The sequence below is a fragment of the Streptomyces sp. NBC_01429 genome, from assembly GCF_036231945.1.
Taxonomy (GTDB): domain Bacteria; phylum Actinomycetota; class Actinomycetes; order Streptomycetales; family Streptomycetaceae; genus Streptomyces.
Window position 1 is genome coordinate 3,196,047 of record NZ_CP109599.1, and the last position, 20,728, is coordinate 3,216,774.

The following is a 20,728-nucleotide window of genomic DNA, read 5'->3' on the forward strand; positions in this document are numbered from 1 at the left end:
ATCCACACTTTGCAATGAAGGGCTCGACTGTAATGCCAGAAGGTCGCCTCTCCGACGTCGTCGGACTCAAATTCAACCGCCACGAGAGCTTCCCCCCGCGCTTCGGCTGGCTGCACAAGGCATACCTTCAAGTCAAGCAGGACGAGATGCTCTTCCATACTCCAGATGCTCTTGTGCGTCTCGGCGTGGGTAAGAACATGGTCTATTCGATGCGTTACTGGTCACAGGCTTTCAAGCTGACCCATGAATACCGCAGTGCCGAGAATCAGTCACGTTCCCTCGCAGCCGCACCAACCTGGCGTGCCCGGTGGCTTCTGGACGAGGACGGGGCCGATCCCTACCTCGAGGACACCGGCAGCCTTTGGCTGCTGCACTGGTGGCTCGTCTCGGGCAGCAAGGAAGCTCCCTGCCTCGTCCCTAGCTGGTACACGATGTTCCACCTCGCTCCGCTTGCCCGCGTCACGATCGACGAGATGACCGCGCTCATTACGCGCGAGGTGCACAACAGCTTCGAGCGCGAGCAGTGGCCGGCGGCTGAGTCCGTCACCCGCGACGCCGAGTGCTTCATCAAGATGTACGCGCCCGACCCCGACGCGAACCCCCTGTCCCCGGGCAGCTTCGAGGACTCGCTCCTCTGCCCCTTCCGCGAGCTCGGCTTGCTGGAGTACCAAGGAGGGCGCGGCAAGGAGCGCACCTACCGCTTCACCAGCGGCATCCGCCCCAGCCTCCCGCCTCGCGTCCTCTTGTACGCCTGCCTTGACTATGCCGCGCGCTTCTCGCGCAGGCCAGCTTCCATCTCGCTGGCCCGGCTCGCCAACGAGCCTGGAGCACCCGGGCTCGCCTTCCGAATGCGTGAACCGGAGCTCGCGCGGTCGATCGAAGCGCTCGTCGAGAAGCATCCGCAGCTGGAGATCGTCGAATCTCTCGGCCAGCGGAGTCTGCGTTTTGCGGACAACCCCGAGACTCTCGCCTGGGACATTCTCGACGAGCAGTACGGCCGCGTACGTGACCGCGACGGCTTCCCGACCCCGGAGGAGTGGATGCGGGAGAAGCCGGGACTGAAGAAGGTCACGGATGACGCTGAGACCGCGCAGGAGCTGTTCCCCCTGCAGGCTGACATGAACGAGGAGCTCGCGTGACCACGGCCACCCAGCCTTCCGCTCGCACCAGGGCGAAGCACACTGGTGCCCAGATCCCCGCCGGGATCAGCTTCGTTGGCACGGAGTTCCGCTCCACCAACCTCGAACGCGACGTACACGACGCGGACCTGCATTCCCCGTACGTCGGTGTACGCGCGTTCGACGTTCTCGACCGTGTGGGAAACGCTCTGGGCGACCTCAAACGCTCCCGCGCCTGGTCCTTCACCGGGCCGTATGGGTCCGGCAAGTCGACGCTCTCCAACTTGATCGACGCTCTGCTCGGTCACGACACGAAGCGCAGAGCCGCTGCTCACGAGGCCGTTTCGGCAACGCACCCGGCGCTCGCGCAGGAGATCGCCGAGAACCGGGATACCCACCCTGGCGACGGCTTCCTGGGCGCAGTCACCACGGCTCGTCGTGAGCCGCTGGCGGTTACCGTCCACCGGGCACTCCAGACTGCGGTGGAACGTAAGTGGAAGAAGCGTGTTCCGAAGGACATCGCGTCCGTCATGGCTGTCTGCGCTGAGACGGACGTCCCGACGACGGACAGCCTGCTGGATGCCGTCACCGCACTGTGCGGCAAGGCACCGCTGCTGCTGATCATCGATGAGTTCGGCAAGACGCTTGAGCACCTGGTGTCCGCCGAAGAGAACAAGAACGCCGGCAGCGACGTCTTCCTGCTCCAGCTCCTCGCGGAGAAGGGTGCCGGAGCCAAGGGCCTCCCGCTCTACATCTTCACCCTGCAGCACCTAGCGTTTAGCGACTACACCTCTCGGTCGAACTCGGTCCAGACCCAGGAATGGGCCAAGATCCAAGGCCGTTTCGAGGACGTCACCTTCGCCCCGAACCTCGGTGACGCGGTCTACCTTCTTCAGCGGAAGTTGGACCACTCCGGCCTGCCGCAGCAGAGCCACAAGTTGATCGAGGCCCAGGCTCAGGCCGCCCACGGAATCTGGCGTCAGCAGTCGCTGCACTCGGTGGTCGACGTCTCCGTAGAGTCATTCGCCAACCTGTACCCGCTGCACCCGCTCACTGCAGTTGCCGCGCCGCTCATGGCATCTCAGATCGGCCAGAACGACCGCAGCCTCAGCGGTTTCCTCGTCAACGACGAACCGTTCACCGTGCGGCGCAGCTTGGACACCCTTGCGGCCAGTTCTCCGGAACGAGCCTCAACGCTGCGCATTCCGCAGCTGTACGACTTCTTCTTCTCTGCCGGGCGGACCACGATTCTCGCCTCCTCCAAGGCGAGCCGCTGGCTGGAGATCAACACCCGACTCGAAGAGGCTCACGGCCTCCCGGAAGAAGACCAGGCGCTCCTCAAGGCCATCGGCGTCCTGAACCTCATCGACGCGGACGGCATGCTCCGCGCGACGCCGGCGATGATTCAGTTCGCGCTGAACGACCCTATCGACGCTACCGACGTCAACCGCTTCGAGCAGCTGAAGAAGCGGCTGGACAAGCTGGTGAAGGACGGGCTTGTCGTCCACCGCGAGTACAGCGACGAGTACCGGATCTGGCAGGGCACCGACGTCGATATCGACGCTCGGGTCAACGAGATCGCCTCACAGCTCCAGCCTGATGACGTCATCCGCTATTTCAACAAGCACCTCGGCACCAACGTTCTCCCGAACGCGGTCGCTGCCGGCGCCCACAGCCAGCTCACCGGCATGCAGCGCCACTTCGTCACCGCTGTCAGCCACAAGACCGAGAAGCTGCGCGGCCCGAAGATCGTGCAGGACGCGGCAGACGGCATGCTGGTCTTCCATCTCGGTGAACTGAAGAACAGCCCGCGGGTGGACTCTCCCCTTCCCGTCGTGGTCGGGCTCACCCGGAACCCGCAGGCAGTGCTGGCCGCGGGCACCACTCTCGTAGCTCTTCAGGACCTCATGGGCGACGAGAAGCTCGACCATGTCGCCCGGCGAGAGATCAGCGAACGAGCCGGGGAGTTCTCCCAGAAGATCACGGCGTTGCTCGCGGAGGCGTTCCGCCCTGGCAGTGACGAGTCGAGCTGGTACCTCTGGGCCAGCGGCGAGGACACCGACGGGGATCCCGCCCAGGAGCTAAGCGCCCGCAGTTACGCAGGGCTCGTCTCCGAGGCGTGCAACGTGGTCTACCACCAGACCCCGCATGTCAGGAACGAAATGGTGGGCCGCCACCAGCTCACCAGCAATGCGGCTCGCACTCGCCGTGAAGTCCTCACGGCGATGATCGAGAAGACCGGCCTGGCACGGCTCGGCTGGCCCGAGGACAAGTTCCCCGCGGAACGCGCCCTTTACGACGGCGTCGTCGAGCACCTCGGTCTACACCGCGCCACCGGCGAGGTCAGCGGCGGCGCGAGCTCTGGCGGCACCCTCCACACCCATGGCATGGCTCGCCCCAACGCTGAGAAGAACGCCAGCATCATGCCCGTCTGGGAAGCCCTCGAGGAGGCCCTGAGCGAGGCCACCGAGCCGACCCCCATCGTCGACATCTACGAGCGCCTCATGGCCGCGCCGTACGGTGTGAAGGCCGGTGTGGTCCCGATCCTGGTAGTCGCGGGACTCATCCTGCGGGGCAACGACGTAGCGCTGTTCGAGGAGGGCAACTACTGCCCGCGCCTCACCGCAGCCATTGTGGAGCGCCTCAACGTTCCCTACCCGGAACGCTTCACCGTGAAGTCGACCCCTGTGGACCGGGGACAGCGCAGGCTCGTGCTCGATGGCCTGGTGAAGTCGCTCGACGTCGACATTCCTCGCAGCCGCGCAAACCGCAACCCGGCGCTGCTGGCTGTCACCCGCGGGATGCTGGACCGCATCCTGGTCCTGGATCAGTACTCCCGCAAGACTCAGCGGCTCAGTGAGGACACCCTCGCAGTTCGCGACGTGCTGTCCAGGGCCACCGACCCGGACAATCTCGTCTTCGAGGAACTGCCGGAAGCTCTTGGCTTCGAGGAGATCACTCCTGGAGCCAAGAAGGACCCGGAAGCGGCCGAGTCGTTCATCGAGCGGGTCACCTCCGCGCTCAACGAACTCACAGGCGCTAGTGAGAGCCTCCAGCGGTACGTTGTGGACACCCTGGCCAGGGAGTTCAGGCTTCCTGCCGCCAGCATCACGGAACTCCGTGCAGGTCTCGCCGAGCGGCTCCAGGGCTTCGCGGACGCTTCTCTTGAGGTCAGCCTTCACGGCTTCGTGTCCCGCGTGACGAACGAGATGCTCCCCGATGACGACTGGCTCGGCACGGTCGTGGTCCAGCTGGTCAACCAGGCCCTCGGGGACTGGACCGACCGCGATATGGATCGTTTCCCTCGTGTCGTACAGGACAGGGCTCGCGCCCTCGACCGGGTCAGCCACCTCTACAGTGTCACGGAGGCCGAGGAAGTCGAGGACCTAGAGGAGGCCGAGGCCAAGGATTCACCTGTCACGGTTCGCTCCGCAGCCACAAAGCGGGCCAAGCCGAAGCCGCGACAGATCGACACTCACCTCCTGACACTCACCACCCCCCAGGGTGCTGAAGAGCGCACGCTCATCCACGTACCCAAGAAGTCGCGGAATGCCGCGAACAAGCTCGTTGTCAGTGTCATCAGGCAAGCTGAGGAAGCACTGGGCCCGGACGGCGCACGCATCCTCCTCGCCGCGCTGGCCGAGCGCCTGTCTCAGCAGGACAGCGCCACATCCGAAAGGAAGGAGCAGCCGTGACAGACGCCGACGGCACGAGCAGCAAGAAGCGCCACGTACTCGGGATCTCAGGGGGTAAGGACTCCTCATCCCTCGCGATCTACATGCGCGACCGGGTGCCGGAGATGGAGTACTTCTTCTGCGACACCGGGGCCGAGCTGCCCGAGACCTACGAGTACCTGAATCGCCTCGAAGGCGCGCTCGGCAAGCCCATTGAGCGGCTCAACTCCTCCCGCGACTTCGATCACTGGCTGGAGGTCTACCAGGGGACGCTGCCCAGCCCTCAGATGCGCTGGTGCACGAAGAACCTGAAGATCCGGCCGCTCGAAGAGTGGATCGGCGACGACGAAGCCATCTCATACGTCGCAATCCGTGCCGACGAGAATCGGCTGGGCTACGTCAGCACCAAGCCAAACATCACGGCGGTCTTCCCCTTCCGTGAAGACGGGATCGACCGCGCGGGCGTCGACCGCATCCTCGAAGAGGCCGGCATTGGCCTGCCTGGCTACTACGAGTGGCGTACCCGCTCCGGCTGCTACTTCTGCTTCTTCCAGCGGAAGCACGAGTGGGTGGGCCTCAAGGACCGACACCCAGAGCTATACGAGAAGGCCGTCGCCTACGAAGACAAGCTCAAGCACCAGGACACGGCCATGCAGGGTCGCAAGTACACCTGGTCTCAGGGCGAGTCCTTGGGTGAACTGATAGAACGCCGCGACGAGATCGAGGCCAAGCACGAGGCTGCCCTTGAGCGCGCAGCCAAGCGTGTGAAGCCGAACCGGCCGCTGTTGGAGATCCTCTCCGATGCGCTCGACGAGGATGACGACTCGGCGGCTTGCGCGGTCTGCCACCTCTGATCCGACTCCCACCCGAACCCGCCTGCCCTGTGCTCACAAGCACAGGGCAGGCGGGTCTTCGCGTCTTCCGCCGGAGCGTCGGCCCTGGATGCCAGACTGTAACCCACCACTTACGCACCACAGATCCCCCTCTCTGAAACGCTCATTGACGGTCGGTCGATTGAGACCTGTACATCATGAAGCTCGTAGGTCATGGGCCTGGTGTGGGGGCGGGCAGGATACTGAGCCTTTTCCAACCTTCGGGCGTGGCTGGCAGGTTGGGGCACGCTGCGTGAGGTGAATGACGAAGCTCCTAGCAGGGTTCACGACCAAGATCACCCATGTCGCGGGGAGCTTCGCGTGCTTGTTTACCCATCGGCGATCGATCTGTCCAGCGCGCACCTTCGTCACCTTGCCCGGTGCCTGGCCGCTCATCGCTGCATGATCGGCACCCGCGCCGCATCACGCCGAACAGGCAGGCGCTTGTGGTCCTGGCTCACCTGCGCCGCGGCGACACCTACGCTCAGCCAGCCGCTGCGTTCGGCATCGGGATCGGGACCGTCTACCGTTACGTCAGCGAAGCGATAAAGGTCCTGGCCGCACTCGCTCCAAGCCTGGCCTAGGCGATGCGGACCGCACGCCAGCTGGCCTTCGTCATCCTCGACCGAATCGCCGCCGACACCCCGTACCACTCCCGGCAAGCACAAGCGCACGGCATGAACGTCCAAGTCCTCACCGACCTATGTGGACGGCTGCTGTGGGCTTCACCCGCGCTCCCCGGCTCCACTCGCGACCTGACCGCCGCCCGTACCCACGACATCGTCGCCGCACTCGCCGAGGCCGGACTGAAGTGCTGGGCCAGCAAGGCTTATCAGGGCGCCAGCGGTTCCATCCGGGTGCCCTCCTGAGGCCGTCGCCTCAAGCGGTGGCCGCGCAGGCACAACAGCACCCACGCCCAGATCTCCTGCCTCGGCGAGCAGGCCATGGCCACCTTCAAAGGTTGGCGGCTCCTGCAGAAGCTCCACTGCAGCACCGAGCGCATCACCGACCTGGTGAAGGCAGTCCTCGCCCTTCACCACGCATCAGCGTGAGGTTGGAGAAGGCTCCTTGATGGTGAGCATGGTGTTGCGATCGCCGAAGCGCACGTTCACGGCCCGCTCCACGAGGCGGGGCACGACTTCGCCCTCGATGTAGGGGGCGGGCCTTCGGCGACGGCGACTGTGTGGGAAAGCTTCAGCCCGAACTGCTCGGCCCGCTCCACCAGACGTCCCAAGTCGCCACGTCCGTACAGCAGGTCGTCGGTGAACTCGCTGCGTCGTGACTCCTCCTGCCGGAAAGCAATTGCTGGGCTCTTTCATAGCGCTCGCGCAGCGCCTCGACGGGCGTCTGCACCGTAGCCAGTACGCAGTCCGCGCCAGCAGTCCCGGTGGGCCATGCCGCATCGATGACTTCAAGCAGCGCCCTCTACGCCAACTGGCGATACATGGACAGAGCCTGATGATGCGCCTGCTGCACCGAAGTAGGTTCAGCTGTCTTGGTCTGCAAGCCGCACGAGAGCACGCCCCCGCCAACGGACCCTCATAACCCACAAGATTGGAAGACCACATTACGCTCTGCTTGTCAGACCCGTAGGGTGTGCCTGTAGGCAACGTCAGACACGGGAGGCCACATGGCGCACGGAGCGAGTAGGCGCTCCGACCTGCTCCTTGACGCACTGGCTCTGATCCGCCAGGACCGGGACGAACGGCGTGCTGACTGTGCGGCACTGCGCGACGAGCTCTCTCAGGCCCTCAACCGCGTCAGCGAACTTCAGGACCGGCTCGCGGGCGAGGAACAAGGCTTGGAGCAGGCGGAGACGATGTACCAGTTCGTCGAGGACCGCATTCCTGCGCCCGGGGCGGACGCGCCGGAGAGCTCAGAGGAAGAGCCGCCCATGCCGCCGCAGAGTTCTGCCACGGCTTCTCTGGACGAGCTCCAGGACGACGAGTCCAACAGCCTGCAGGACTTCGTCATGACGATTCTCGCCACCTCCGATCGCGCCATGCATGTCGATGAGGTGGTCGAAGCCATCGTCATTCTGCGGGCCAGGGGGCGCACGGAGAAGCTCGGGAACTCCAAACGCCCCAGCGAAGACGTGCGCACCGCGCTCAACCGGCTGGTCGGCAAGGGGCGTGTGGAGAAGGTCGCCGCCGCCACCTACGCCGTGGCCCGGGACCTACCGACAGCGCAGAAAGCTGAGGCTGCCTGACCTAGATATGCGCCTCTGATCAGTTGTGTGAGAGGGGTGGTGCCGCCGGAGGGCAATCCGGCGGCACCGATACGTGCCCCTGATCATGGTTCACGTGCATCCCAGCCTAGTCGACGGCACGTCCGCTGGGAGGCGCGTGGCCTAGTTCTGTATGCCATTCCGCTCATCGATGGCATGGAAAGTAGGCTTTCGTGCCGGTTTATCCACCGAACTCATCCGCATTTCTCCGAGGCAGGGCTCGCAGCCCCCGGCCACAATGCGACGTCGAGACCGTCCTCCAGCAGGCTCACGGTGACCACGTCGGGCCAGCTGATCCCGTTGAGCAGATTGACGATCGCCTGCCGGTTGACCCCGGTAAGGGTGGCGGCCTGCCGCAGGCTCAGCCCTCGCTCCTTCAGCCTCTCCCCGAGGGCGCGCGCGAGCGCCTGGACGACCCGAGCTTGAGGGTGACCGGTCATGATCGCGTGGGGCCACGCGTCCGGGTCCTCGGCAAGGTCCCTCGGCGTCGTACTGCGCTGGGTGCCACCGGGCATCGAGATGCGCTCCTCCAGGTTGATGTGCACTATGTCGAACAAAGCGGCTATTTGTTCAGCCGGTATTCGTGGTGCATCGCGCTGGAGACCGAGATGAGTCAGGCAATCCTGCGGTACCGCCCCAAGGACGCTCCTCCCGAGTGGGAGGCGGTGGCCGACGGGGTGCGTATGGTCGTCGCCACCGTCGCCGACCACGTTCCCTACCGGCTCACCACGGTGCTGGGCGTCATGGCGACCCTTGCCGTCAGCGCCGAGCGCGCAGGACTGGCACGCGATCCGGCTGTCTGGCTGGAACAAGGCACCATCACCCGCTCGCTCCTGCTGAATACAGACATCGCCCCAAACAGCACGCAGACCTACGCCTCGATCCTGGCCCGCGTCCGGGAGACCCTCATCTGGGTCGAGCGCGGCGAAGCGCCCCGTCCTCACCTGAGTGGTGACCGCTCCCGCGCCGAGCCCTACGGCACCAGCGACCTGACCCGTCTGGACGTCTGGTCCAACAACCTTCCGCCGACCCCCACCGGCCAGGGCAATGGCAAGGCACTGCTGGCGCTCGGCGCCGGCTGCGGCCTGCCGCCCAAGGAGATGCTCACCGTGCGCGGCACCGACATCCACGTTTTGCCCAGCGACGCCGTCGTCGTCCACGTCCCGGAGACCGACCGGCTCATCGTGTGCCGCTCGCTGTGGGAGAAGACCCTCGCCAACCTCGCCCAGGCCGCCGGGGACAACTACCTGTACGCGCCCGACCGCCAAGTCCTTTACCCAAAGAACGCCATCAGCAACTGGGTCAAACGCACCAAGCCCGGCGATCCGAAGGTCCCAGCCCTGGACACCCGGCGCCTGCGCGCCACGTGGATCGTGTCGCTGTTGCGAGACCGTGTCCCGGCCGACCTGGTGGCCCGCGCGGCAGGAATGAAGACGACCGCCGCGCTCGCCCCCTACATGGCCTGGGTACCGGCGATCTCGCACGACGCCGCCGTACGTATGCTGCGCGGCTGGGCATGAGGGCCCGCAGCGGGCAGCACCGGCCCGCCCCCTCACCGCACCCTTCCCAGCTGAACGACCGCCTCGTGCGGCAGGTCGTCGATCTCGTCCGGGCCAGCGGAGTCCTGGACGAACTCACGGTGCTGGAGGCCCGCCGCCCCGGCCCTCGCGGCCTCCGGTCGGAGACCGTACTGGTCGGTATGGTGCTGGCGGCACGGGAGTTGCGTAGCACCAACGTGGACGACGCCTGGGAGTGCGTGCAGTTCCGCCTGCGCAAGCCCTGGCTCAAGTACTTCGGGCTGACGGAAGTCGACCGTACGGACGTCGAGGCGACGCGTGCGTCGGCCAAGCGCTTCTACGATGCCTGGTCGCGCATCACGACGGTGCTTGACCCGGCCCGCTACGACCGCCGGACCCGTATGCCACGCAATCAGGCCGTCACCTATCGGCGCGCCTGGCTGCACCGGACACACCACGACTCGACGCCGGCCCTGTCGCGGATCGCCAACAAGTTGGTGCTCACACCCGTACGCACCGCGGTTGCCCGCGGGCTGATGGACGACTGGGCCGGCGACCTGTCGGTGGACGCCACCGCCCTTCCCACCTGGGCCCGCCACAGCACGAAGCGCCGCGCCTCGCTCGAAGTGAGTGCGGGCGTGCACGTTTCCGGCGGCGGCCACAAGACCTTCGGCTACAGCGCCACGCTGCTGGTCGCCGGTCATGCCGATGCGTCCCGCGCCGGCCGCTATCCCCAGCTGTGCATGGGCATGTCCGTGCACACACCCGGCAAGCAGATCGGCCCCCAGGCCGTACGCCTGCTCCAGATCGTCAAGCGTCTGTGGCCCATCCAGGGGTACCTGGCCGGGGACCTCGCCTACTCCGGCGCCAAGGTCGAAAACTTTCACGACCCCGTACGTGCCGTCGGCTACAAACCCGTTCTCGACTACAAGACCACCATGGTCCGCAAGGACAAGAACGCCGTCGAAGGCACCCTCGCCATCGCGGGCGACCTCCTCTGTCCCCACACCCCCCAACGGATCATCGATACCTATCACCGCATGGCCGCCGCCAAGCAGAGCAAGACCCGCGAGGAACTCCTGCCCGAGATGCTGGAGGCAGACTCCTACGTCCTCCCGCTGAAACAGGCCGCCGACCACCGCGGTCTGGAACGCCGCCAGTGCCCCGCCGCCGGCACCAGCCCCCGCGTCACCTGCCCCTGGGCCCAGGAACGCGACGCCTCCGGCGCCCACCGGCGCCGAGGCCACACAGCACGCCGCCCTGTCCGAGGCCGGCCCCACACGATCGATCTGACCAACCGCCGCGCCAGACAGGCCCATCCGGACGCGAAACCGACCGTGCGCCCACCGGAACGCCCCGCCCACCAGCGTCCGGCCATCTGCCAGCAGTCCACGATCACCGTGCCGGTCGACATCATGCCCAAGCTCCGCCAGGACCTGCCCTGGGGTCGAGAGGCCTGGCAGCGTGCCTACCGCAGCCTGCGCAGCCACGTCGAAGGACTCAACGGCCGCGCCAAGAACGTCGACACCTTTCTGCACTCCCGCGAAAAGCGGCAGAGCCGGGGCCGCGTCGCCCAGACACTGCTCAGCGCCATTCAGCTCATGGTCGAGAACCTGAGGACCATCGAGTCCTTCCTGCGCGACCAGCGCCTGTGGAAAGAAGAGAACTACACCCTCGGCCACATTCCCGAGACCCCGGACCCGTACGAGGACCCTGTCGAGGAAGCGGGAGGAGACAACTCCGTCCCGCCGCCCGAATCGTAGAAGCGGCTTCGTCGGAGCAGGCGCAACCACACAGCTGTCAGCGCGCCGCAGGACCACCCGAGTCCTGCGGCCGCTTCGCCATGCCCGCACAACCACAGCCAGCTCCGCTCACCGTGCCCACGGCGCCGGACCGGGCTTCCCCGAGCGGCATCCGCGTCGTACCAAGCCTGATAACCACGAAATCCCGCCCAGTTGAAGTAACTGGACGGGATCTCGTGAACCCTTCACGAGCTAACTCGTGAACGGCCCGCGGTGGACCTGAGGGGATTTGAACCCCTGACCCCCTCGATGCGAACGAGGTGCGCTACCAGTCTGCGCCACAGGCCCTTGCAACGAGTGAAACTTTAGCACCCCTGGGGCCGTGCTCGGAAATCCGTCAGTGGCTGGTCACGGGCGCGGCCGTGCCGCTCGGGGCCTCCGGGCTCGGGTGTCACTCGTTGGCGGCGCGGGGGCGGGTGTCTTCGTCGTACTGGTCGAAGAGGGGGGTCCTGCCTCGGTCGCGGCCGCGGCGCGGGGCCGGAGGGGACGGGGCCGGGACCGCGTCGGGGGTGGGGGTGGGCTCGGCCGTGGAGGAGCGGGCCGCGCTCCAGGTCTCCGGGTCGGTCACGTCCACGCCACCGGAGGCCCGGGGGGCGACCGGGGCGGTGACGTAGGTGGGCAGCGGGACCGGGACCGGCTCCCAGCTGTCGCCCCGGGCGGGACCGCGTTCACGCTGCTGGTCGACCCATTCCGCGTGGTCGGTCTGCTCGACCAGGGCGCGGCGGCCCGCCTCCTGGGGTGAGACCGCGGGAACGGGCTCGGGTTCGGGCTCGGGGCGAGGTTCGGGCTCCTGTTCGGGCTCGCCGGTGGCGGCCGAGGCGGGCTGGTGGCGGCGCGGGCGGTTCTCGCGGAGGCGCTGGGCGGCGGCCTCGGCCCTGCGCCGGTCCATCGTGAACGCGAAGCGGCGCCGTTCCTGGCCGCGCAGATGCACGATGTACGTGCTCAGCAGGACGGCCGGAACCGCCGGCGCCCACAGGAGGCCCAGTCCGCCGACCGCGGCGACGACCGCGCCGAGCGTGAAGGTGAAGAAGAGGACGACGGTGGTACGGCGCCGGCGCGCGAGGACCTGCGAGCGCTGCGCGCGCCGGGCTCGCTCCGCCGCCGTACCCGAGGGGCGAGCCCGCCGCTCGCGCCGGGCTCGTCGTTCCTGCGACGGCTCGGGCGGAGCGGGGCGCTCGGGGCGGAGCGGAGAGGGTTCGGGCGCGGGTCGGGGCACCGTACGCGAGGGCGGGTGGATCTCCATCCGTACCTCGGTGTGGTCCCGGGGCGCGGAGAAGGACCGGACGTCCACGGAGCTGATCGATTCCGTACGACTGTCCGGTTCCCCGTCGGTCCCCGCCTCCTCGGCACGTCCCTGAAGCTCCTTGGCGTAACGGCGCTCCATGGCCGCCCTTCCGGACAGCAGCCGGATGGCGGTGCTGAAGCGTTCCGTCGGACGCGCCTCATTCAGCTCGTCCTGCCTGCGGAGCCACATCGGCACCAAGTAGGCGGCCCAAGCCCCGACGATGACTGCGTAGATGAGGCCGCTGCTGCTCACGTTTCACACCGTAGAGGGGTTCGCACGGCGGCATCCGCCAATTGAGCCGGTGTGTCGCACGATCTGGCTGATATCACGGACTTTTTTTATGATGTTTCGGATCGATTTACGATCATATCGAAACCAATATCGAACACTTATTTCATTTTCTGATTGTTCTCCGGGCGTCTCTGCCGCCACCGGTGGAGCAGCCCCTCCGGCACCTCCTCCGCCGTGAGCACATAGACGAGATGATCCCGCCACGCGCCGTCGATGTGGAGATAGCGCGGACGCAGCCCCTCCTCGCGGAATCCGAGCTTGTCGACCACCCTGCGGCTCGGCCCGTTCTCCGGCCGGATGCAGACCTCGACGCGGTGCAGCCCCACCGACCGGAAGCAGTGGTCGACGGCGAGGGCGACGGCCGTCGGCATGACACCACGCCCCGCGACCTCGCGGTCCACCCAGTAGCCGACATGTCCCGAGCACATCGAGCCCCAGGTGATCCCGGCGACCGTCAACTGCCCGACCAGCCGCCCCTGGTACTCGATGACGAACGGCAGCATCCGGCCGGCGGCGGCCTCGGCGCGCAGATGGCGGACCATCTGGCGGTACGTGGGCCGCCGGGCTCCGGGGGCGCCGGGGGGCGGCGGCGGAATCGTCGCTTCCCAGGGACGCAGCCAGTCGCGGTTGCGCCGGTTCACCTCGCGCCAGGCGGCCTGGTCGCGCAGCTTTATCGGGCGCAGGACGACATCGCCGTTCGCCAGGGTCACGGGCCAGGCCGGGTTCATCCGGACGTACGGGTGTGATCGCCGCCGTGGATCTGCTCCACGGCATGGACGAGCAGCCGTTCGAGCACGGCGAGGCCGTCGCGCACACCGCCGGTCGAGCCCGGCAGGTTCACGATCAGCGTTCCTCCCGCCACGCCCGCCACGCCCCGGGAGAGCGCGGCGGTGGGGACCTTGAGGACGCCCTCGGCGCGGATCGCCTCGGGGATGCCCGGGATCTCGTAGTCGACGACGCGCCGGGTGACGTCCGGGGTGCGGTCCGTCGGCGAGAGGCCGGTGCCGCCGGTCGTGAGGATCACGTCGTACGCGGCGGCCACGCCGTCGCGCAGCGCCCGCTCGACCGGATCACCGTCGGGAACGACCCGCGGTCCGTCGACCGCGAAGCCGAGCGCGGCCAGGCCGTCGGCCAGGATCGGGCCCCCTCGGTCGGCGTAGACGCCTGCCGAGGCGCGGTTGGAGGCCGTGACGACCAGGGCCCGGTACGGCGCCACCGCCGTCTCGTGTCTCGCCGGTCCGCTCATGCCGTACCACCCCCGGCGCGCTCGGGGCGGGTCCAGGTGCCGGACCTGCCCCCGGTCTTCTCCTCGACCCGTACGTCCGTGATGACCGCGCCCTTGTCGACCGCCTTCACCATGTCGACCACGGTCAGCGCGGCCACCGACACCGCTGTCAGGGCCTCCATCTCGACGCCCGTGCGGTCGGTGGTCCTGACCGTCGCCAGGATCTCGACGGCGTCGTCGGCGACGCTGAGGTCGAGCGTGACGCCCGAGACGGCCAGCGGGTGGCAGAGCGGGATCAGGTCGGGGGTCCGTTTGGCGCCCATGATGCCGGCGATACGGGCCGTGGCGAGGGCGTCGCCCTTGGGCACTCCCCCGCCCCTGAGAAGCTCCACGACGCGCGGCGAGACGCGCACCCGGCCACTGGCACGCGCCGTGCGCGCCGTGATCTCCTTCTCCGAGACATCGACCATGCGGGCCGCGCCCGACTCGTCGATGTGCGTCAGGCCGTCGATACCGTCACTGCCGTCGCTGTCCTGCTGATGGGGTCCGGGGGTCTCCCCCCGGGAAAACACGGTCATTCGCTGCTGGCGCTCCCGGTCCGGGCCCGACAGGGCCTGTGTGGGCAGACACGGTACCGCCACCGCGCGGTGCTCAGCCGATCAGGATCACGTCAACCTCCGTGCCGGGCTCCACGGAGACGGTCTCCTCGGGCACCACGATCAGCGCGTCGGCATGGGCGAGAGCGGCGACAAGATGCGAGCCCGCACCGCCGACGGGGGCGATCGTGCCCGCCTCGGCGTCGTACGTACCGCGCAGGAACTGGCGGCGGCCCGCCGGTGACGACACCGCCCCTTCGGTCGCGAGTGTCGCGCGGACCACCGGGCGGTGGACATCCTGGAGCCCCATCAGGGCGCGGATCGCGGGGCGCGCGAACAGTTCGAACGAGACGTACGACGACACCGGGTTGCCGGGGAGGGCGAGCAGCGGGGTGTGCTCGGGGCCGATCGAGCCGAAGCCCTGGGGCTTGCCGGGCTGCATCGCGAGCTTGCGGAAGTCGACCCCGCTGCCCGCCTCGTCCTCGTCCCCGACCGAGGAGAGGGCCTCCTTGACGACGTCGTACGCCCCGACGCTGACACCGCCCGTGGTGATGACGAGGTCGGCACGGATCAGCTGGTCCTCGATGGCGGCGCGCAGTTCGTCCGCGTCGTCGGTGACGGCGCCCACGCGGTAGGCGATGGCGCCCGCGTCCCGGGCCGCGGCGGTGAGGGCGAAGCTGTTGGAGTCGTAGATCTGGCCCTCGCCGAGCGTCTCGCCCGGCTGGATCAGCTCGCTGCCGGTGGAGAGCACGACCACGCGCGGGCGCGGGTGGACCAGGACCCTGCCCCGGCCGATGGCGGCGAGCAGTCCGATCTGGGGCGGGCCAAGCACCGTACCGGCCTCCAGGGCGAGGTCACCGGCGCGCACATCGCTGCCGCTCGCGCGGACATGGGCGCGGGGCTCGGCCGGGCGGTGGACCCGCACCTCGCCGCTCGCGCCGTCGCGGGACGCGCCCGCCGGGCGCATCGAGGTGACCGCTCCGCCGCCCGCGCCGCCGTCGGTCCACTCCACCGGCACGACGGCCTCGGCGCCGGGCGGCAGCGGGGCGCCGGTCATGATGCGGGCGGCCTGCCCCGGGCCGACCTCGGGCAAGGAGCCGCTGCCCGCCGCGACATCGCCGATGACGGTCAGTACGGCCGGGAACTCCTCGGTGGCTCCCACGAGATCGGCCGTGCGGACCGCGTAGCCGTCCATGGAACTGTTGTCGAACGGCGGCAGGGCCACCGGCACCATGACGTCCTCGACGAGAACGCAGCCCTGCGCGTCGGGCAGTTGCAGCTCGATGGGGTCGAGCGGGCGGACCGTCGCCAGGATGTCCGCCAGATGCTCCTCCACCGACCAGAGCTGATCGCGGACGGGCGCGGGTGCCGGGTCTGCCGTGCTGCTCAAGTGCTACATCTCCTCGCTGACGTAACTGCGGAGCCAGGTCCGGAAGTCCGGTCCCAGGTCTTCACGTTCGCATGCGAGTCTGACAATGGCACGCAGATAGTCGCCCCGGTCACCGGTGTCATAGCGGCGGCCCTGGAAAACGACGCCGTGGACCGGTCCGCCCACCTTCTCGTCGGCGGAGAGCTGCTGGAGGGCGTCGGTGAGCTGGATCTCACCTCCGCGGCCCGGCTCGGTCTTGCGCAGTATCTCGAAGACGGCCGGGTCCAGCACGTAGCGGCCGATGATGGCGTAGTTGCTGGGGGCGTCGGCGGCGTCGGGCTTCTCGACCAGGTCGTGGACCTTGACGACGTCCGGGTCGTCCGTGGCCTCGACCGCGGCGCATCCGTACAGATGGATCTGCGCCGGGTCGACCTCCATGAGGGCGACGACGCTGCCGCCCTCCCGCTCCTGGATCTCGACCATCCGGGCCAGCAGCGGGTCGCGCGGATCGATCAGGTCGTCACCGAGCAGGACCGCGAAGGGCTCGTCGCCGACGTGCGGAGCGGCGCACAGCACGGCGTGGCCGAGGCCCCTGGGGTCGCCCTGGCGCACGTAGTGCATGGTGGCGAGGTCGCTGGACTCCTGGACCTTGGCGAGGCGTTCGGTGTCGCCCTTGAGCGTGAGCGCCTGCTCCAGCTCGTAGTTCCGGTCGAAGTGGTCCTCAAGAGGGCGCTTGTTGCGGCCGGTGACCATGAGGACGTCGGAGAGCCCGGCGGCCACCGCCTCCTCCACCACGTACTGGATCGCCGGCTTGTCGACGACCGGCAGCATCTCCTTGGGAGTGGCCTTGGTGGCGGGCAGGAAGCGGGTGCCGAGGCCGGCGGCGGGGATGACAGCCTTGGTGATCCTGGAGGGCGAGTGAGTCATACGGCGAACCCTATCCGGCCAGTATGGGCGGAAGATGATACTCCGGTTAACTTTCGGCTCATACGCTCTCATATACGAGGTTTGTGATGGCTTTTGAGCCGGAAAGTGGGCCGTGAAGTGAGCGAGGACACGTCCGAAAAGGCGGTCATGCGCGGCGAACTCCTCGCGGCGAGAGCCCTGCTGTCCAGTGAAGACGCGCGGAGGGCCGCATCGGTTCTCGCGGAACGGGCGCTGGATCTGCCGGAACTCGCCGGGGCCCGTACGGTCGCCGCGTACGTCTCGGTCGGCCGGGAGCCCGGCACGCGCGTGCTGCTCGACGCGCTGCGTTCGCGGGGCGTACGTGTCCTGCTGCCGGTGCTGATGGCGGACAACGACCTGGACTGGGCGGTGTACGAGGGCGCCGGCCACCTGATGCGCGCCGGACGCGGCCTGTTGGAGCCAGGCGGCACGCGGCTGGGGCCCGGGGCCGTCCTGGCGGCGGAGGTGGTCCTGCTGCCCGGCCTCGCGGTGGACGGGCGCGGGGTGCGGCTGGGGCGCGGCGGCGGCTCGTACGACCGGGTCCTGGAGCGGCTGGTACGGGCCGGGGCGGGCCCCGCGCTGCTGGTGCTGCTGTACGGGAACGAGGTGGTCGCGCGGGTCCCGGAGGAACCGCACGACCACCCCGTACAGGCCGTGGTGACACCGGAGGGTGTCAGGCGCTTCGGCCGCTGAGCGCCACCTCTTCCGGTTCCGGCGGCCTCCGGGAGCTACCTCTTCCGAAGGCCGCCCTTGACGAGCGGCGTCCTGATTGCTGGTCCTGCCTGCTGCTTGCTGGTCCTGCTGCTTGCCGCTCCTGGCGCCTACTCCTTGGTCAGGGTCAGCGTGTCCCGCGTGGCGCGTTCGACCGCGTCGGAGGAGTAGGACCAGTCGAGCAGCTCGCCTCTGGACCACTTGTCGGTCTGGTCGGTGTAGTGCGCGCTGTACGCGTGTCCCGAGGCGCCCGTGAGGTTGATCCAGCGGGACTTGTCCCAGTCGCCGACGTTGACGACCATGCGCATCGAGGGGACCCAGAGGACCTCGTAACCGCCCGCCGCGTTCCAGCCCGTCGCGTTGACCGCGGCCTCACCGCCGCCGAGGTTCCACGGCCCCCGGTTGAGCATCTGCTTCAGGATGCCGGGGCCGCTGGTGCCCAGGGTCTGGTTCTTCAGCTCCAGCTGGTGGAGGCGGCCCCAGCTCCAGCTGGAGACGTCCTTGCCGAGCTTCGCGGTCAGCTCCCAGCGCGCGTCCTTCATGGCGCGGTCGAGCAGCTGGTCACGGGTCTTGGTGGCGGAGTCCTTACGGGTGGCGGGCGAACTCCACCAGTCGTTGTCCTCGTCCTTGATGATGTTCCGTACGACCTCGTACCAGCGGTCGCCGCCGTCGGGCTGGGCCTGGTCGGGGCTGCGCTGGCCGCACTCGCGCACCAGCCGCTGGGCGTCGTCCACCGGGCCCGAGCCGTTGGCGGGGCGCACGTTGAGGCACTCGCCCTGGACCCTCAGCTCCTTGGGAAGCTTGTTCCCGAAGGCGAGCTTGAGGACGTTGCGCCAGACCGCGTTGAAGTAGGCGGCGGCGCCGGAGTCGGCTTCCTGGGTGTAGTCCCAGCCTTCGAGGAGCTTCTGCGCCTCGCGGATGGCCGGGTCGGAGACATCGATCTTCAGCAGGAAGGGCATCAGCAGCTTGGCGATCTGGCTGCTGTTGTCCAGCTGCATGCTCTGCATGTCGTCGGTCGAGATCTTGCCGCCGTCCTTGATCTTCGACTCGATCAGGTCGGTGATGCGCTGGCTGCGGGCGCCGTAGCCCCAGTCCTCGGTCAGCGTGTACGGGTACTTCCCGGCGTCGATGACCGCCTGGTTGGCGGTGACGATGTAGCCGCGCTTCGGGTTGTACTCGTACGGCAGCTTCTCGAAGGGGACGTACCCCTCCCACTTGTACTTCGGGTCCCAGCCCGGCGCCGGCGTCCTGCCGTCGAAGCCGCTGGAGCGGACGGGGATCCTGCCCGGTGCCTGGTAGCCGATGTTGCCCTTGGTGTCGGCGTAGATGAGGTTCTGCGAGGGGACCTCGAAGTGCTCGGCGGCCTTGCGGAACTGGGTGAAGTCCTTGGCCTTGTTGATCTCGAAAACCGCGTCCATGGAGTTGCCCGGTTCGAGCGCGGTCCACTGGAGGGAGACCGCGTAACCGTCGCCGCGGTCGGGCGCGACATTGCCGACCGGGGCCTTCTCGCCGACCTTCTTCAGCTCGCTGTTGCGGTCGGAGACCACCGGGCCGTGGTCGGTGGAGCGGACGGTGATCTTCTTGCTGGAGCCGCCCGCGACCTTGATCGTCTCCTCGCGGGTCTTGAACGGCTTCTCCTTGCCGCCGTACAGGTACGAGTCGCCGCTGACCTTCTCCAGGAAGAGGTCGGTCACGTCGGCACCGAGGTTGGTGAAGCCCCAGGAGATGTCCTGGTTGTGACCGATGATCACACCCGGCATTCCGGCGAAGGTGTAGCCCGCGACGTCGTACTGGCAGCTCGCGGAGACTCTGCGGCAGTGCAGGCCCATCTGGTACCAGAGCGAGGGCAGCTGGGGCGCGAGGTGCGGGTCGTTGGCGAGGAGGGGCTTGTCCGTCGTCGTGTACCGGCCGGAGACGACCCAGGAGTTGGAGCCGATGCCGCTGCCGCTCGGGCCGAGCAGCGCGGGGATCTCGTCCAGGGTGCCGGCGAGGGCGCCGAGCTGGGACTCCAGGCCCTGGGTGGCCTCGGAGGCGCTGTAACTGACGTTGCTGCCGGTGCCCGTGCCGGTGCCTGTTCCGGTCTGGTCACCGGTAGCCGTGCCCGTGCCGGTGCCCGCGTCGGTGCCCGCGTCGGTTTCGGTGCCGCTGGTGCCGGTGCCGGTCCCGAGGCCGGTGCCGGTGTCCGCGGAGCCGGTCCCCAGGCCGGTACCCGTACCCGTGCCCGTAGCGTCGCCCGTCGCGTCGCCGCTGGGCTGGGCCTTGGGGTCGTACTTCCCGGTGACCGGGTCTATCCCGCCCTCGGTGACGATCGGCTTGTTACGGCTGTACGGATACGACGGGTACAGCTCGTCGATCTGCTTCTCACTCAGCCGGCTCGTCATCAGCGAGCGGTCGATCTCGTCCTGCATGTTGCCGCGCAGGTCCCAGGCCATCGCCTTGAGCCAGGCCACCGAGTCGACCGGGGTCCACTTCTGGGGCTTGTAGTTGTTCGTGAAGCTCAGCGCGGCGTACTCGACCGAGATGTCCTTGCCCGAGCGGCCCTTGAGGTAGGAGTTCACCCCGTCCGCGTACGCCTGGAGGTTCTTCTTGGTCTCCGCGGAGAGCTTGGTGTCGTACTCCCGCTGCGCGACTCCGTGCCAGTCCAGGGTGCGCAGGAAGGTGTCGGTCTTGACCTGGCCCTTCCCGAACATCTCGGAGAGGCGGCCGGCGGTGAGATGACGGCGGACGTCCATCTCCCAGAAGCGGTCCTGCGCCTGGACGAAGCCCTGGGCGCGGAACAGGTCCTGGTCGCTGTCCGCGTAGATCTGCGGGACGCCGTAGCTATCGCGTCTGACCTCCACGGAGCCGGACAGGCCCTGGAGTTTGACCGTCCCCGTGGTCTGGGGGAGGGAGGCACGGACCGTACTGACGCCCCAGTACGCGCCGTACCCGACACCCGCGACAAGCGCCAGCACCAGGACGATCACGATCAGACGGGCGCGTCGCCCCTTCTTTTTGCCGGAAGGGGGAGCTGTGTTGGCGGGCATCGCTGTCCTTCGAGGGGCAGGGTGGTCCTGGAAATGCTGGAGCAACCATAGGCGCAGCGCTTCACCGCGC

The 20,728-nt window shown here is 68.0% G+C and carries 15 protein-coding genes, 1 tRNA gene and 1 pseudogene; 8 read left to right on the forward strand and 9 right to left on the reverse strand.

Going from position 1 to position 20,728, the window contains the following annotated elements:
• The first annotated feature begins 14 nt into the window (after positions 1 to 14).
• The 5 genes and pseudogenes from OG627_RS13550 (at position 15) to OG627_RS13575 (ending at position 7,873) form a co-directional block, all read left to right on the forward strand.
• Entirely contained in the window at positions 15 to 1,139 is a 1,125-nt protein-coding gene (locus OG627_RS13550) for a DUF4007 family protein (RefSeq protein WP_329064806.1), read from the forward strand.
• Positions 1,136 to 4,813: an ATP-binding protein gene (locus OG627_RS13555; RefSeq protein ID WP_329064808.1), complete on the forward strand. Its 3,678-nt coding sequence runs from the start codon at positions 1,136 to 1,138 to the stop codon at positions 4,811 to 4,813. The genes OG627_RS13550 and OG627_RS13555 overlap by 4 nt, the downstream gene beginning before the upstream one ends.
• Positions 4,810 to 5,646 carry a phosphoadenosine phosphosulfate reductase family protein gene (locus tag OG627_RS13560; RefSeq protein ID WP_031082430.1) on the forward strand — a complete coding sequence of 279 codons (837 nt, stop codon included), beginning with the start codon at positions 4,810 to 4,812 and terminating at the stop codon, positions 5,644 to 5,646. Before OG627_RS13555 ends, OG627_RS13560 begins: the two co-directional genes overlap by 4 nt.
• A gap of 339 nt (positions 5,647 to 5,985) precedes the next feature.
• Positions 5,986 to 6,716, forward strand: a pseudogene (locus OG627_RS13565) (transposase family protein).
• A 578-nt stretch (positions 6,717 to 7,294) separates the two neighbouring features.
• Positions 7,295 to 7,873, forward strand: coding sequence for a hypothetical protein (locus OG627_RS13575; RefSeq protein ID WP_189431689.1), 579 nt, complete (start codon positions 7,295 to 7,297; stop codon positions 7,871 to 7,873).
• A 212-nt stretch (positions 7,874 to 8,085) separates the two neighbouring features.
• Here OG627_RS13575 and OG627_RS13580 read toward each other — a convergent pair whose 3' ends face one another.
• Entirely contained in the window at positions 8,086 to 8,448 is a 363-nt protein-coding gene (locus OG627_RS13580) for a helix-turn-helix domain-containing protein (protein ID WP_229823724.1), read from the reverse strand.
• 51 nt (positions 8,449 to 8,499) lie between these two features.
• On the opposite strand from OG627_RS13580, the gene OG627_RS13585 reads away from it, so the two are divergent.
• Both OG627_RS13585 and OG627_RS13590 read left to right on the forward strand, forming a co-directional pair.
• Positions 8,500 to 9,411: a hypothetical protein gene (locus OG627_RS13585; protein WP_189846351.1), complete on the forward strand. Its 912-nt coding sequence runs from the start codon at positions 8,500 to 8,502 to the stop codon at positions 9,409 to 9,411.
• The gene (locus OG627_RS13590) at positions 9,408 to 11,171 is read left to right on the forward strand and encodes a hypothetical protein (protein ID WP_329064823.1); all 1,764 of its coding nucleotides are present in this window, start codon (positions 9,408 to 9,410) and stop codon (positions 11,169 to 11,171) included. The genes OG627_RS13585 and OG627_RS13590 overlap by 4 nt, the downstream gene beginning before the upstream one ends.
• Positions 11,172 to 11,424: 253 nt before the next feature.
• Here OG627_RS13590 and OG627_RS13595 read toward each other — a convergent pair.
• The 7 genes from OG627_RS13595 to galU all read right to left on the reverse strand — a co-directional run bounded on the left by OG627_RS13595 (position 11,425) and on the right by galU (position 16,903).
• Positions 11,425 to 11,498: transfer RNA gene (locus OG627_RS13595), tRNA-Ala, on the reverse strand.
• Positions 11,499 to 11,601: 103 nt separating this feature from the next.
• On the reverse strand, positions 11,602 to 12,747 hold the full coding sequence (sepX, locus tag OG627_RS13600) for a divisome protein SepX/GlpR (RefSeq protein WP_329064824.1): 1,146 nt from the start codon (positions 12,745 to 12,747) through the stop codon (positions 11,602 to 11,604).
• Between the two features lie 137 nt (positions 12,748 to 12,884).
• Positions 12,885 to 13,514, reverse strand: a complete 630-nt coding sequence (locus tag OG627_RS13605) for a GNAT family N-acetyltransferase (RefSeq protein WP_329064826.1) — start codon at positions 13,512 to 13,514, stop codon at positions 12,885 to 12,887.
• Complete coding sequence (locus OG627_RS13610; protein WP_329064828.1) at positions 13,511 to 14,032, reverse strand: MogA/MoaB family molybdenum cofactor biosynthesis protein; 522 nt, start codon at positions 14,030 to 14,032, stop codon at positions 13,511 to 13,513. Before OG627_RS13610 ends, OG627_RS13605 begins: the two co-directional genes overlap by 4 nt.
• On the reverse strand, positions 14,029 to 14,589 hold the full coding sequence (moaC, locus tag OG627_RS13615; protein ID WP_329064830.1) for a cyclic pyranopterin monophosphate synthase MoaC: 561 nt from the start codon (positions 14,587 to 14,589) through the stop codon (positions 14,029 to 14,031). Before moaC ends, OG627_RS13610 begins: the two co-directional genes overlap by 4 nt.
• Positions 14,590 to 14,662: 73 nt before the next feature.
• Complete coding sequence (gene glp, locus OG627_RS13620; protein ID WP_329064832.1) at positions 14,663 to 15,997, reverse strand: molybdotransferase-like divisome protein Glp; 1,335 nt, start codon at positions 15,995 to 15,997, stop codon at positions 14,663 to 14,665.
• Positions 15,998 to 16,000: 3 nt separating this feature from the next.
• Positions 16,001 to 16,903: a UTP--glucose-1-phosphate uridylyltransferase GalU gene (galU, locus tag OG627_RS13625; protein ID WP_329064834.1), complete on the reverse strand. Its 903-nt coding sequence runs from the start codon at positions 16,901 to 16,903 to the stop codon at positions 16,001 to 16,003.
• Positions 16,904 to 17,050: 147 nt separating this feature from the next.
• On the opposite strand from galU, the gene OG627_RS13630 reads away from it, so the two are divergent.
• Complete coding sequence (locus OG627_RS13630) at positions 17,051 to 17,614, forward strand: 5-formyltetrahydrofolate cyclo-ligase (protein ID WP_329072629.1); 564 nt, start codon at positions 17,051 to 17,053, stop codon at positions 17,612 to 17,614.
• A 128-nt stretch (positions 17,615 to 17,742) separates the two neighbouring features.
• On the opposite strand, the gene OG627_RS13635 is transcribed toward OG627_RS13630, so the two are convergent.
• Positions 17,743 to 20,658, reverse strand: a complete 2,916-nt coding sequence (locus OG627_RS13635) for a penicillin acylase family protein (RefSeq protein WP_329064836.1) — start codon at positions 20,656 to 20,658, stop codon at positions 17,743 to 17,745.
• Positions 20,659 to 20,728 lie beyond the last annotated feature (70 nt).

Coding starts and splice junctions, on each gene's coding strand:
- OG627_RS13585 (WP_189846351.1), top strand. CDS start 8,500: ATGAGTCAGGCAATCCTGCGGTACCGCCCCAAGGACGCTCCTCCCGAG.
- moaC (WP_329064830.1), bottom strand. CDS start 14,589: ATGACCGTGTTTTCCCGGGGGGAGACCCCCGGACCCCATCAGCAGGAC.
- OG627_RS13605 (WP_329064826.1), bottom strand. CDS start 13,514: ATGAACCCGGCCTGGCCCGTGACCCTGGCGAACGGCGATGTCGTCCTG.
- OG627_RS13630 (WP_329072629.1), top strand. CDS start 17,051: ATGCGCGGCGAACTCCTCGCGGCGAGAGCCCTGCTGTCCAGTGAAGAC.
- OG627_RS13610 (WP_329064828.1), bottom strand. CDS start 14,032: ATGAGCGGACCGGCGAGACACGAGACGGCGGTGGCGCCGTACCGGGCC.
- OG627_RS13590 (WP_329064823.1), top strand. CDS start 9,408: ATGAGGGCCCGCAGCGGGCAGCACCGGCCCGCCCCCTCACCGCACCCT.
- OG627_RS13575 (WP_189431689.1), top strand. CDS start 7,295: ATGGCGCACGGAGCGAGTAGGCGCTCCGACCTGCTCCTTGACGCACTG.
- OG627_RS13635 (WP_329064836.1), bottom strand. CDS start 20,658: ATGCCCGCCAACACAGCTCCCCCTTCCGGCAAAAAGAAGGGGCGACGC.
- galU (WP_329064834.1), bottom strand. CDS start 16,903: ATGACTCACTCGCCCTCCAGGATCACCAAGGCTGTCATCCCCGCCGCC.
- OG627_RS13550 (WP_329064806.1), top strand. CDS start 15: ATGAAGGGCTCGACTGTAATGCCAGAAGGTCGCCTCTCCGACGTCGTC.